Genomic DNA, 12,044 nt, shown 5'->3' with positions numbered 1-12,044 from the left:
CGGCTATGAGCGCTGTGACCCCCGCTGGAGGCGACACCGCGGCGGGCCGTTCCTGGCCCGAGGTGCTGAACGGCCTGCTGTCCGGCCGTGACCTGGGCGCGGACGCCACGTTCTGGGCGCTGGACCGGATCATGCGCGGTGAGGCGAGCGACGCGCAGATCGCCGGGTTCGTGGTGGCGCTGCGCGCCAAGGGCGAGACCGTCGAGGAGATCAACGGGCTGGTCCGGGCGATGTACGAGCACGCCAACCTGATCGAGGTGCCGGGGCCGACCGTCGACATCGTCGGCACCGGCGGCGACGGCGCGAAGACGGTCAACATCTCCACGATGTCGTCGATCGTCGTGGCCGGCACGGGCGCCACGGTCGTCAAGCACGGCAACCGGGCCGCGTCCTCCGCGTCCGGTGCCTCGGACGTCCTGGAGAGGCTCGGCGTCAATCTGGAGTTGACGCCGGGGCGGGTGGCGGAGGTGGCACAGGAGGCCGGGATCACCTTCTGCTTCGCGATCAAGTTCCATCCGGCGCTGCGTCATGTGGGCGCGGCGCGCGGCCAGTTGGGCATCCGTACGGTGTTCAACGTGCTCGGCCCGCTGACCAACCCGGCGAAGGTGCGCAGCCAGGCGGTCGGGGTCGCGGACCCGCGGATGGCGCCGGTCGTCGCGGGCGTCTTCGCCGAGCGCGGCAACTCGTCGCTGGTCTTCCGGGGCGACGACGGTCTGGACGAGCTGACCACGACGGCCACCTCCCGGGTGTGGGTGGTCCGCGACGGCAAGGTCGCCGAGGAGGCCTTCGACCCGCGGGACGTCGGCCTCGACCTGGTCCCGGTGGAGGCCCTGCGCGGCGGCGACCCGTCGTACAACGCGGAGGTGGCCCGCCGCCTCCTGGAGGGCGACCCGGGCCCGGTGCGCGACGCCGTGCTGCTGAACTCGGCGGCGGCGCTCGTGGCGCTCGAACCGGGCGGCGGGCCGCTGGCGGGGCAGTTGCGGGACGGTATGGCCAAGGCGGCGGAGTCGATCGACTCCGGCGCGGCCAAGCGGTCCCTGGAGCGCTGGGTGGCCGCCAGCAACGCGTAGCCGGTGGTGGCGCGGTCCCGCGATCCGGACACGGGTTGCGGGACCGCGATCACTTCACGTACGTTCCTGTATCAGGTCATGAGTGACAGTCATGAGGCCCCGGCCGACTGTCCGGCAACCCTCCGTCCGTGGCGGGGTGCCCCGGGTGAAGACCAGGTCGTAGGCAGTGAGGTCTACGGCAAGCGCGGACCCCTCCCGCTCGTCGAGCGAACGCAGTCCAGGGGTCCTGGGTCTCGAGGGAGTCTTCCGTGAGCAAGCGAATGCGATAGGGCTACCGCCCCGCCTCCGCACACCCCTTTTTTCCGGCCGCCGCGCTCCGTCCGCCGCGCCGTTCCTCTTTCCTCTCACGGGAGCCCCGTCATGTCTGTCTCCAGTGCTGCCTCCACCGCTGTCTCGGCCCAGCCCCTTTGTGCCCCGCTGCCCGTTCTGGGACGGGATGTCACCGTCCCGCTCGTGACGGGCGGCGAGGTCACCTACGCGGCGCTCGACTACGCGGCCAGCGCCCCCGCCCTCCAGCGCGTCTGGGACGACGTGGCGGCCTACGCCCCGTACTACGGCAGTGTCCACCGGGGTGCCGGCTACCTCTCCCAGCTCTCCACGGACCTCTTCGAGAACGCCCGCCGCACGGTCGAGGAGTTCCTCGACTGCCGCCCCGACGACCAGTTGGTCTTCACCCGCTCGACGACGGACTCCCTCAACCTGCTGGCGCGGGCGCTGCCCGCCGACTGCCAGGTCTTCGTCTTCGAGACCGAGCACCACGCCTCGCTGCTGCCCTGGCAGGACGCCCGGGTGACCTACCTCGACGCCCCGCGCACCCCGCGCCAGGCCGTCGAGACCCTGGAGCGGGCCCTCGCCGACCGCGAGCCGCAGGGCCCGGCCCTGGTCTGCGTCACCGGCGCGTCGAACGTCACCGGCGAGCTGTGGCCGGTGCGTGAACTGGCCGCCGCCGCCCACGCGCACGGCGCCCGGATCGTCCTGGACGCCGCCCAGTTGGCGCCCCACCACCCGGTCTCCGTCCGTGACCTCGACGTTGACTGGGTCGCCTTCTCCGGGCACAAGCTGTACGCCCCGTTCGGCTCCGGTGTCCTGGCCGGGCGGGCCGACTGGCTGGTCGCGGCCGACCCCTACCTCGCGGGCGGCGGCGCGAGCCGCAAGGTGACGCGGCGCGCGGACGGGGGCGTGGACGTGGAGTGGCACGAGAGCGCCGCCCGCCACGAGGCCGGCTCGCCGAACGTGATCGGCGCGTACTCCATCGCCTCGGCGTGCACGGCGCTCACCGAGGCCGGCTTCGACGCGCTGGTGGCCCGCGAGGAGTACCTGATCGCGAAGGTGCGGGCGGGCCTGGCCGAGGTGCCGCAGGTCAGGGTGTTGTCCCTGTTCGGCGACGACGCCCCCCGGGTCGGCGTGCTCTCGTTCGTCGTCGAGGGCTGGAACAGCTCCCACTTCGCCGCCGCGCTCTCCGCCGAGTACGGCATCGGCGTCCGCGACGGCCTGTTCTGCGCCCACCCGCTGGTCCGCACCCTGCTGGGCAGCGACCCGCAGACCCAGGGCGAGTGCGGGGCCCCCGAGGCGGCACCGGGCGAGAAGTCCCTCAACGCGATCCGGGTCAGCTTCGGCGCCGGCACCCCCGACGAGCACGTGGAGCGCTTCGTCGACGCGGTGCGCGAACTGGTCGCCGACGGCGCGCGGTGGCAGTACCGGACGGAAGGCGGCCGCTGCGTCCCGGCGGTGTAGCAGACCGGCCGCCGGGGGCGGTGTTCGGGCGTGGTCAGGCGGTCAGGAGTCCAGCCCGATCGCGAACGCCGCCTCCAGGTCGTGCTGCGAGTACGTGCGGAAGGCGACGTGCGTGTCCGTCCCCTCCACCCCGGGGATCTTGCTGATGCTGCCCGGGATGACCTCCGCCAGGTCCTCGTGCTGCTTGACCCGGACCATGGCGATCAGGTCGTAGGTCCCGGTGACGGAGAAGACCTCGCTCACGGACTCCAGGGAGGCGATCCGTTCGGCGATCTCGGGGATCCGGTCCACGCTGGTCTTGATGAGGACGATCGCGGTGATCACGGCTGGTTCTCTCCCTCGGGGGGCCGGAGCTGGGCGGGCCTCACTCTATGACGTGAGCCGTGGCTCACCAAAGGCGGACAGCGATCCGCGCAGCGCCTCGCGCACGCGCCGCATCTGTTCGGGGGCGTAGGTCCAGGCGTCGTACTCGTTCTGCACGAGCAGTCGGCCGCCGAGGCCCGCGACCAGGATCTTGGGCGGCATGCCCGGCGCGTTGCCCGTCGCGCCGAAGCGCAGCAGCCGTACGTCCTGCGGGACGGGTGGCGCGGGGATCCGGCCGAGGTTGGAGATGCCGTAGCTGACGACCGGCACGGGCACCGGGATGCCCCGCGCGCCGGCCCGCAGCGCGGCAAGGAGGGACCGCTCGGGGTCGCGCCGGGCCAGCGCGCCGGTCATCTGGCCGGCCACCTCCCGGCCCACCGCCCCCGGCGGGTCGTCGTGGCCGACGGTCAGCGTGGTCTGCAGGCCGGTGACGCAGTTGAGCGTGGTGGCGCGCGGCAGCTCGGGCGTCAGCCGGGTGCGCAGGTCGACCGCGTGCCCGCAGGTCATCGTCAACGGGCCGTGTTCCGGCGCGAGTTGGGCGCGTACGGCGGTCAGGAGCAGCTCCGTGACGAGGCTGTTGACGCTCACCCCGCGACTCCGGGCGGCGGCCGCCACGGCGTCGGTGGTCTCCTCGGAGAACTCCAGCCGGTCGACCACGAAACGGCGCGCCGCGTCGGGCCGGTCGGGGCGGCCCACCCCTTCGGTGGGCAGGGCGGCGGGCTTGACGTCGGCCCCCGCGCCCTGCGCGATCGCGTCGACCAGCGCGTCGATCTCCGCGTCCGGCAGCGTGCCGGCCAGCCGGGTGTCGATGGCCTCGGGCAGCGCCTCGCGCCGCTCCACGGACGGGCTCGCGCCGGCCGCCAGGGCGCTGTAGTACCGCCAGAACTCGTCGAGCAGGGGGAAGACCGAGCGGCCGTCGATCACCCCGTGGTGGACGCCGAGCACGACCTGACTGCGCTCGCCGTCGGTCAGCAGCCAGGCGTGCAGCAGGCTCTCGGTCCAGTCGGGCCGCGTGTTGATCAGTTCGGCGTAGGTGTCCTCGATGCCGTCGAGCACGGTGAGCGGCGGTTCGACCCGGTCCCGGACCCGCAGCAGGAGCCCTGTGTCGCCGTCCGCCACCTCGGAGCGCAGCATCGGATGGCGCTCGGTCAGCAGGCCGAGCGCCCGCCGCAGCAGCGCCGGGTCCAGCCGGCCGCGCACCAGGCAGTCCACGAACACGGCCATGTCGTACAGGGGGAGGCCCGCGGCTCCCAGGTCCACGAAGTAGACGCTCTCGAACGGCGATATGGGGCGCTGGTGGGTCATGAAGCGGGGGTCTCCGATCTCGGTGGACGAGGGGACTTCTCCGGCCGGTCCGACGCCTGCGGAGCGGTGCCGAGGCGGTGCAGGGCGGCCTCGAACTGCTCCGGGCCGAGCGGCGGTTCGGGCAGCGGGTGGGCGGCTTCGGGGCGCAGGCCGTCCAGCATCAGGGCCAGATGGCGGCGCCAGGACCCGGGGGCGGCGGGCGTGGCCCGGCCCAGCGCCGCCAGCAGGAACAGCAGGTCCTCGACGGTGAGGTCGGGGCGGATCGTGCGCTGTTCCTGGCCGCGCAGCAGCAGCGTCTCCAGCGTGCGCCGGTTCTCCTCGCGCAGGGTGTCGAGCGTGGGCACGCCCCGGATGCCGGTGGTCATCAGGTCGCCGGCGCCCCGGTCGGCGGCCAGCAGGGTGAAGACGTGGTCCAGGTAGGCGGTGAGGCCGTGCCAGGCGTCCGCCCGGTCGCGGGTCTCGCGGGCCGCGGCCACGATCGGGGCCAGTACGTCGTGGAAGACGGTCTCGATCAGTTCGGCCCGGTCGGTGAAGTGCCGGTACAGCGTGGCGTTGCCGACGCCGGCCCGGCGGGCGATGTCGTCCAGCGGGGCGTCCACACCGCGTTCGGCGTAGATCTCCCGGGCGGCGGCGAGCAGCGTCTCGCGGTTGCGGCGCGCGTCGCTGCGCCTGCGCTGGGGTGCTAGTGGTGCTTCTCCGCCGGCCATGGGCGGCACCCTAACACCAAAACCGGGGACAGCTCCCCGTTTCATTGCTAGGGTCGCGCCGTCAACCGGGGAGTACTCCCCGCTCATCCGCCCCGGCGCATTCGAAGCGAGGAACACCGTTGTCCGTAACGGGATTTGATGGCATGCAAGATCTGTCGGCGCTCGGCCGGACCTTCGTCGACGATCCGTATCCGGTGTACGGGCGGATGCGCGCGCAGGGGCCGGTGCACCGGGTGCGGACGGCGGCGTCGGGGGAGTTCTGGCTCGTCGTCGGGCACTCGGAGGCGCGGTCGGCGCTGGCCGACGCGCGGCTGTCCAACGACATCAGGCACTCGGCCGGGTGGCAGGACGACGGCGGCAACTCGATCGGCCTGAACATGGTGCAGACGGACCCGCCGCAGCACACCCGGCTGCGGGGGCTGGTGGCGCGGGAGTTCACGTCCCGGCGCATCGAGGCGCTGCGCCCCGAGGTGCAGCGGATCGCGGACGAACTGGTGGACGCCATGTTGCCGTCGGGCCGCGCGGACCTGGTCGAGTCGTTCGCGCTGCCGTTGCCGCTGGCCGTGATCTGCGAGCTGCTCGGTGTGCCGGCGAGCGATCGCAAGACGTTCCACGACTGGTACCTGGAGAGCACCGACTTCACCCGGCCCGAGGTCGCCGGAGCCGCGGCCCAGGCCATGACGGGATACCTCGCCGACCTCGTCGCGGCCAAGCGGCGCGCGCCCGGCGAGGACCTGCTGAGCGCGCTCGCCGGTCACCTCGACGGGGAAGAGGACGGGCTCGCCGCCGAGGAGATGCTCGGCATGGCCTTCCTGCTGCTGGTGGCCGGCTACGAGACGGCCGCCAACCTGCTGTCCGGCGGCACCCTCGCCCTGCTGCGCCACCCGGACCAGTTGGCGGCGCTGCGCGGCGACTGGTCGCTGCTGGAGAACGCGGTGGAGGAGATGCTCCGCTACGAGGGGCCGGTGGAGACGACGGCGTTCCGCTACGCCAAGGAGCCGGTGGAGATCGGCGGCACGCTGATCGGCGCGGGGGAGTCCGTGGCCGTCGTCCTGGCCGCCGCGTCCCGTGATCCGCGCCGGTTCGCCGAGCCCGACCGCTTCGACATCCGCCGCGACGCCCGCGGCCACACGGCCTTCGGCTACGGCATCCACCACTGCCTGGGCGCGCCGCTGGCCCGGATGCAGGGCGCCGTCGCCTTCCGCACCCTGCTGGAACGGTGCCCGGACCTGGCCCTGGACACCGACCCCGGCGACCTGCGCTGGCGCCCCAGCCTGATGCTCCGCGGCCTGCACGCCCTGCCCGTCACCTTCGGCTAGAGCGGGCGGGGTTCCCGTCAGCGGGGCTGCGGCACCATCGGCAGCGGGCCCGCCGTGAGGCTCATCTCGGCTCGGGGCGAGACCGTCGTACCGGGTACGGGGCGCAGTCGCCAGTGGGAGGCGAGGGTGGCCAGGGCGAGGGTCGCCTCCGTCATGCCGAAGACGTCGCCGATGCACTTGCGGCTGCCCGCCCCGAACGGCAGGTACGAGCCGCGGGTGACGTCCTTGGCCCGGTCGGGCAGCCAGCGGTCCGGGTCGAAGGACTCCGGGCGCGGGAAGAACTCCGGGATGCGGTGGACGACGTAGGGGCTGATCAGTACGTCCGTGCCGGTCGGCAGCGGGTGGCCGGCCAGTTCGGTGGGCTGGGTGGTCATCCGGGTGAACATCCAGGCCGGCGGGTACAGGCGCAGCGTCTCGGTGAAGATCCGCTGGGTGTAACCGAGCCTCGGTACGTCGGCGTACGTCGGGGTACGGCCGCCCAGCACCTCGTCGACCTCGGCGTGCAGCCGTGCCTCCGCCTCCGGGTGGGCCGCCAGCAGATGCCAGGCCCAGGTCAGCGCGCTCGCGGTGGTCTCCACGCCGGCCAGCAGCAGGGTCATGACCTGGTCGTGGACCTCCTGGTCGGTCAGCGCGCCGCCGTCCTCGTCGTCGCGCGCGGCCAGCAGCGCCGACAGCAGGTCGCCGCGGTCCTCGCCGGAGCGCCGGTAGTCCCCGACGATGCCGTCGATGAGGGTGTGCAGCCGGTGCAGCGCCGCGTCGAACTCGCGGTTGGCGGCCAGCGGCAGCCGGGCCAGCAGTCCGGTGGGGTCGAGCGCCCGGCGGAACGCGCCGCGCACCATGATCGGCAGGCTGCGCTGGATCTCCGCGACCGAGTGCGGCGCCATCTCCGTCGAGAACAGCGCGCGGGCCGTCACCCGCGCGGTCAGCGCCTGCATCGCGTCACCGACGTCGACCGGCCGGCCGGGCTGCCAGGTCAGCGCGTGCGCCGCGCACTCCTCGTGCATCACCTCGGCGTAGGTCGCGATGCGCGCGGTGTGGAAGGCGGGCTGGACCATCCGGCGCTGCCTGCGGTGGTCGGCCCAGTCGGACGTGATCAGCCCGTTGCCGAGGATCGGGCGGGCCTTCTCCTTCACCGGGCCCCCGGTGTCGTAGATCCGCGCGTTCAGCAGCACCTCCTGCACCAGCTCCGGATGGCAGGGCAGATAGGTGAGCCGGGTGCCGAGCCGCAGCTCGACCAGGTCGCCCAGCGCGGGCAGCGAGGAGAGGTACTCCAGCGGGCGGCGCGCCAGATGCAGCGCGTGACCCGCCAGCGGAAGCCGGCCCGGCGCCTTGGCGATCCGCCAACTGCGCCTGGCCAGGTCGGAATGGGACTTCATGCCGGTTGCGCCCCCTGAGACGGTACGACGGAGAGAGGTGGGAGGTGGGAGGAGAGGGGTGGTCAGCGGGGTTCCAGGATCATGGGGAGCGGGCCCGCCTCCAGGGTGGCCTTCGGCTCCGGGCGCAGTCGGCTGCCGGGCACCGGCCGCAGCCGCCAGCGCGCGGCGACGGTCGCGACGATCAGCGCGGTCTCGGTGAGCGCGAGGACGTCCCCGATGCACTTGTGACTGCCCGCGCCGAACGGCAGCAGCGCCCCGCGCGGCACCTGGGCCGCCCGCTCGCCCTCCCAGCGCCCCGGGTCGAAGGTCTCGGGGTCCGGGAAGAGTTCGGGGTTGTGGTGCAGGGCGTAGGCGCTGTACAGGATCATCGTCCGGGCGGGGATGATCCGCCCGCCGAGTTCGACGTCCTCGGCGGCGACCCGCATCGCCATCCAGGACGGCGGGTACAGGCGCAGCGCCTCGGTGATGACGTTGCGGGTGTACGGCAGCGCGGGCAGGTCGTCGTGGACCGGGGTGCGGCCCGCCAGCGCCGCGTCCACCTCGGCGTGCACCCGGCGCTCCACCTCGGGGAGGGTGCCCATGAGGTGGAAGACGAACGCCAGGGTGGAGGCGGTGGTCTCGCTGCCGGCCACCAGGAAGGTGACGACCTGGTCCAGGATCTGGCCGTCGTCCAGCCGCTCACCGGTCTCCGGATGCTCCGCCCGCAGCAGGGTGGACAGCAGGTCGCCGTGGTCCGCGTCGGACCGGCGGCGCTGCGCGATCATGTCGGCCACGATCTGCCGCAGCCGCGTGTTGGCGTGGTCGTAGGCGCGGTTGCCCGGGGTGGGCAGCTTCTCCATGACGCCCAGCGGGGCGACGGTGCGTTTGTAGATGCCGTGCGAGACGGTCCGCAGGCACTGCCGGGCCTCCTCGATGGTGTGCTCGTCGAGCCCGGTGGAGAACAGGGTGCGGGCGGCGACCCGCATGAGCAGGGCGTGCATGGCCTCGCCGATGTCCCGGGTCTCGCCGGGCCGCCAGGCGTCCGTGACGGTACGGGTGTCCGCGGCCACCGCCGTCGTGTAGGCGGCGATCCTCTTGGTGTGGAACGCGGGCTGGATCAGCCGCCGTTGGAAGCGGTGCTCCTCGCCCCGGGACACCGACAGGCTGTTGCCGAGGAGCTGGCGTGCCTTGTCGAAGACGCCGCCCTTGTCGAAGACACGCGGGTTGAGCAGGATGTGCCGGACCAGTTCGGGGTGGGCGGCGAGATAGGCGCGGGCCGGACCGAGCCGCAGCTCGACCAGGTCGCCGTGCGCGGGGAGCGAGGCGAGGAAGTCCAGGGGGCGGCGCCACAGCGCGGGGACGTGCCCGAGCAGCGGTACGGCGCCGGGCGCGACGCCGAAGCGCCAGGACCGTTGCGCCGAGGGCGAGTTGGGCGAGGGGGACGACTTCGGCGGCTTGGGTGATTCGGGGGTGTGCATCGGGCGGTCCTACTCGATCCGTGAGTTGACGTCGTTGACCGCGGTCCGGTAGCGCCGGTCCTGGGTCGTCCACACGAAGTTGCCGTGCAGGAGGTCGAGCAGGACGTCCCGGGTGAGGGGGTCGAACGCCTTGATGCACTCCATGTCCTCGGCCAGGTCGTCCAGACGGGCCTGGAAGAACGCCTGGAACTCGGCCTCGTCCGACATGTCGCACAGCCGGAAGCAGTTGGTGATCTGCCCGAGGGCGTGCTCGCGTTCGTAGGAGTAGAAGTCGTTGACGATGGCCAGCCCGCGAGCGGTCATCCGGGCGGCCAGGCCCGTCTTGGAGTGCTCGGTCAGCTCGGGGTGGCGGTAGATCGGGTACGACATCCGCATCCAGAAGTCCACGCCGACGTCGGTGACGCGGAAGCGGAAGTACTGCTCGGGCGAGGTGGAGCAGAGCACCTCCTTGAGCGCCGAGTCACGGAACATGTGGTCGCTGGTGACGAAGGCGCGAGCGCCCTCGAACGCGAACTCCGCGTCCTGCGGGGCGTAGTACCGCTCGCACACCGCGCGCAGCTCGGGCAGGAAGAGGTCGAAGTCGTGCAGGGCGGGGTCCATGTCGTCCCACACGAACGTCACGCAGTTGAGCACGCAGACGGCCTTGAAGGCCTCCATGTCCTTGATGTGCCGGGCGCTTTGCGACCACCGCACGACGTCCATGTAGGAGACCCAGCGCTTGTCCGAGACGCTCTTGCCGAGCGGCGCGACCGCGCGGTTGCAGGCGTCGATGACCTCGCGCAGCTCGGCGTCCGTCATCGGCACCTTCTGGGCCTCGTACCCGACGTGCCGGTCGAACAGGGCGGCGAAGCGGTCGGTGCACTCCTGCCGGTGGCGGGCGATCCCCGTCGCCTGTGCCGGGGTCGGGGTCAGGTGCGTGCCGGGTTGCGTGGTCAGTTCCGTGGTCATGACTTCCTCGTGGTGGCCGTGGCGGAGAGGTGGGTGAGGGCGGTGACCGCGGCGGCGGTGAAGGGGGCGGTGTCCAGCACGCGCAGCGCCCGCCGGTAACGGTCGTCGATCATCCGCTCGACGGCGTCCCGGGCGCCGGTGGCTTCGAAGAGGGCCCGGACCTCCTCCGCGCCGGTCTCGTCCAGACCGGGATCGCCGATCAGCGTGCGCAGCCGGGCGCGCTGCGCGGGGCCGCCCGCGCGCAGCGCCAGCGCGACCAGGGTCGTGTTCTTGCCGGCCCGCAGGTCGTCCAGCCGCGACTTGCCGGTGTCCCGGACGTCGCCGTACACCCCCAGCAGGTCGTCGCGGAGCTGGAAGGCCTCGCCGAGAGGCAGCGCGAACGCGGTGCAGGCGGCCAGGGTCCGGGCGTCGGCGCCGGCGAGGGCGGCGCCGATGTGCAGGGGCCGTTCGATCGTGTACTTGGCGGTCTTGTAGCGGTTGACGGTCAGCGTGGCGTCGACGTCGTCGGTGAGCTCGCCGGTCGCCCGCAGGTCCAGGTACTGGCCGAGCATGACCTCGGTACGCATCTCGGTGAGCAGCGGCAGCACCGCCGCCGACTGCGCCGGGGTGAGTCCCGCGGTGTGCAGCAGGTCGTCCGACCAGGCGAAGGCGAGGTCGCCCAGCAGCATCGCGCCGCCGATTCCGAAGCGCTCGGCACGCTCGTCGCCGCGTTTCCCGGCGAGTATCCGGTGGATGGTCGGCCGGCCGCGCCGGGTGTCGCTGTCGTCCATGATGTCGTCGTGGATGAGCGCGAACGCGTGAAACATCTCCAGCGCGGCGGCCACACGTACCACGGCCGTCAAGTCGTTTTCTCCGCCGGCCGCCTGCCAGCCCAACACGGTGAGAATCGGGCGTATTCGCTTGCCGCCCACCATGAATTCTTCAAGTAATTCCACGAGGCGGGTCAACTGGCGCTGCCCGGAGTTCTTTCGCTGATTCTCGAGGAATTCACAGAGAACACTGTCGACGGCGGTCCTCGTGGCGACCGGGTCCAGTATGTCGGGAGATATGGTGTGGGTACTCATGTTTACGTGCTTCATCCCCACTCGTGGGGCCCGTGAATTCGGTACCGCGCGCCGGACGGCATGCGTCGGCAACCCGTCACCGCGCGGCCGGCGGGGTGCCGACGGCGGTGCGGGAGGAAACGGCGTTCGGACGGAATGTCGGAAACGGGCCGGATGATGGGCGGGCGAAAGGCCCGGCGGACCGCCCGCCGGGAAGGCCTCGGACTCGGCCTGGGCCTGACGGGGTGCGCGGGGCGACACTGCCCGGCGCACCTGGGGTCGGCCGGTGTCGGCCGACGTCAGGAGATCAGGTCGATCGAGGTCAGGAGAGCGGATCGACGCGGAGCGCTCTGAGCCCGCGGAGGGCGACCGGCCGACGCCGGACGACGCCCCGGCGGGCCGACGGCGATACGCGCCACCGGCCGGCCGGCACTTGCGTATGCGTATGCGGATCGGCGCGCGGTCGCGGATCTCGGGCATCGCGGCCATCGTGGCCAATGCGGGCGGCGCGAGCCTTGAAAAGGACAGGTTTGTTTCCCGGTGGTTCCATGCCAGTCTCCCCCATGAAAATCGGCAGGCAGGACCGCGGGCCTGCTGAAGCGGCCTCGATCCCGGTGGTCGAATACTAGGCACAAGGCAGCCGTGGGTGACAAGGCCTAACCGCCTGGACGGCGTCCTCGACACCGCATTACGTTCGAGTCGTTGGCGAGGGCACCGATCGG

10 protein-coding genes and 1 riboswitch are annotated in these 12,044 nt (G+C 72.4%); of the genes, 3 read left to right on the top strand and 7 right to left on the bottom strand.

The window, feature by feature from the left end; all coding sequences use genetic code 11:
- Positions 1 to 5: 5 nt before the first annotated feature.
- Positions 6 to 1,070, top strand: a complete 1,065-nt coding sequence (trpD, locus tag BMZ82_RS08290) for an anthranilate phosphoribosyltransferase (protein WP_093773300.1) — start codon at positions 6 to 8, stop codon at positions 1,068 to 1,070.
- 74 nt (positions 1,071 to 1,144) lie between these two features.
- Positions 1,145 to 1,261, top strand: a riboswitch (SAM riboswitch).
- Positions 1,262 to 1,430: 169 nt separating this feature from the next.
- Positions 1,431 to 2,804, top strand: coding sequence for an aminotransferase class V-fold PLP-dependent enzyme (locus BMZ82_RS08285; protein WP_093773298.1), 1,374 nt, complete (start codon positions 1,431 to 1,433; stop codon positions 2,802 to 2,804).
- Between the two features lie 42 nt (positions 2,805 to 2,846).
- Here BMZ82_RS08285 and BMZ82_RS08280 read toward each other — a convergent pair whose 3' ends face one another.
- From BMZ82_RS08280 to BMZ82_RS08270, 3 genes are read right to left on the bottom strand one after another with little or no spacing between them, the layout of a single operon-like run.
- On the bottom strand, positions 2,847 to 3,128 hold the full coding sequence (locus BMZ82_RS08280; protein ID WP_057579946.1) for an Lrp/AsnC family transcriptional regulator: 282 nt from the start codon (positions 3,126 to 3,128) through the stop codon (positions 2,847 to 2,849).
- 45 nt (positions 3,129 to 3,173) lie between these two features.
- Positions 3,174 to 4,472, bottom strand: coding sequence for a phthiocerol/phthiodiolone dimycocerosyl transferase family protein (locus BMZ82_RS08275; protein WP_093773295.1), 1,299 nt, complete (start codon positions 4,470 to 4,472; stop codon positions 3,174 to 3,176).
- On the bottom strand, positions 4,469 to 5,179 hold the full coding sequence (locus BMZ82_RS08270) for a TetR/AcrR family transcriptional regulator (RefSeq protein ID WP_093773293.1): 711 nt from the start codon (positions 5,177 to 5,179) through the stop codon (positions 4,469 to 4,471). Before BMZ82_RS08270 ends, BMZ82_RS08275 begins: the two co-directional genes overlap by 4 nt.
- A gap of 143 nt (positions 5,180 to 5,322) precedes the next feature.
- On the opposite strand from BMZ82_RS08270, the gene BMZ82_RS08265 reads away from it, so the two are divergent.
- Positions 5,323 to 6,498 carry a cytochrome P450 family protein gene (locus tag BMZ82_RS08265; RefSeq protein WP_093773291.1) on the top strand — a complete coding sequence of 392 codons (1,176 nt, stop codon included), beginning with the start codon at positions 5,323 to 5,325 and terminating at the stop codon, positions 6,496 to 6,498.
- A 17-nt stretch (positions 6,499 to 6,515) separates the two neighbouring features.
- Here the strand turns inward: BMZ82_RS08265 and BMZ82_RS08260 are convergent, their stop codons facing one another.
- The 4 genes from BMZ82_RS08260 to BMZ82_RS08245 all read right to left on the bottom strand — a co-directional run bounded on the left by BMZ82_RS08260 (position 6,516) and on the right by BMZ82_RS08245 (position 11,343).
- Positions 6,516 to 7,874, bottom strand: coding sequence for a cytochrome P450 (locus BMZ82_RS08260; protein WP_093773289.1), 1,359 nt, complete (start codon positions 7,872 to 7,874; stop codon positions 6,516 to 6,518).
- A gap of 62 nt (positions 7,875 to 7,936) precedes the next feature.
- Positions 7,937 to 9,331 (bottom strand): cytochrome P450, encoded by a 1,395-nt coding sequence (locus BMZ82_RS08255; RefSeq protein ID WP_093773287.1) that lies wholly within the window; start codon positions 9,329 to 9,331, stop codon positions 7,937 to 7,939.
- A gap of 9 nt (positions 9,332 to 9,340) precedes the next feature.
- On the bottom strand, positions 9,341 to 10,279 hold the full coding sequence (locus BMZ82_RS08250; protein ID WP_093773285.1) for a terpene synthase family protein: 939 nt from the start codon (positions 10,277 to 10,279) through the stop codon (positions 9,341 to 9,343).
- Positions 10,276 to 11,343, bottom strand: coding sequence for a polyprenyl synthetase family protein (locus BMZ82_RS08245; RefSeq protein ID WP_093773283.1), 1,068 nt, complete (start codon positions 11,341 to 11,343; stop codon positions 10,276 to 10,278). Before BMZ82_RS08245 ends, BMZ82_RS08250 begins: the two co-directional genes overlap by 4 nt.
- Between the last annotated feature and the right edge of the window lie 701 nt (positions 11,344 to 12,044).

This window comes from Streptomyces sp. yr375, assembly GCF_900110755.1.
Classification (GTDB): domain Bacteria; phylum Actinomycetota; class Actinomycetes; order Streptomycetales; family Streptomycetaceae; genus Streptomyces.
Note: the sequence above shows the minus strand (reverse complement) of the source record. Positions and strands in the feature narration are given on the sequence as shown.

Bases quoted from the DNA above. Each gene is read 5' to 3' on its own strand.
- trpD (WP_093773300.1), top strand. From the start codon at position 6: ATGAGCGCTGTGACCCCCGCTGGAGGCGACACCGCGGCGGGCCGTTCC.
- BMZ82_RS08285 (WP_093773298.1), top strand. From the start codon at position 1,431: ATGTCTGTCTCCAGTGCTGCCTCCACCGCTGTCTCGGCCCAGCCCCTT.
- BMZ82_RS08275 (WP_093773295.1), bottom strand. From the start codon at position 4,472: ATGACCCACCAGCGCCCCATATCGCCGTTCGAGAGCGTCTACTTCGTG.
- BMZ82_RS08270 (WP_093773293.1), bottom strand. From the start codon at position 5,179: ATGGCCGGCGGAGAAGCACCACTAGCACCCCAGCGCAGGCGCAGCGAC.
- BMZ82_RS08265 (WP_093773291.1), top strand. From the start codon at position 5,323: ATGCAAGATCTGTCGGCGCTCGGCCGGACCTTCGTCGACGATCCGTAT.
- BMZ82_RS08260 (WP_093773289.1), bottom strand. From the start codon at position 7,874: ATGAAGTCCCATTCCGACCTGGCCAGGCGCAGTTGGCGGATCGCCAAG.
- BMZ82_RS08255 (WP_093773287.1), bottom strand. From the start codon at position 9,331: ATGCACACCCCCGAATCACCCAAGCCGCCGAAGTCGTCCCCCTCGCCC.
- BMZ82_RS08250 (WP_093773285.1), bottom strand. From the start codon at position 10,279: ATGACCACGGAACTGACCACGCAACCCGGCACGCACCTGACCCCGACC.
- BMZ82_RS08245 (WP_093773283.1), bottom strand. From the start codon at position 11,343: ATGAGTACCCACACCATATCTCCCGACATACTGGACCCGGTCGCCACG.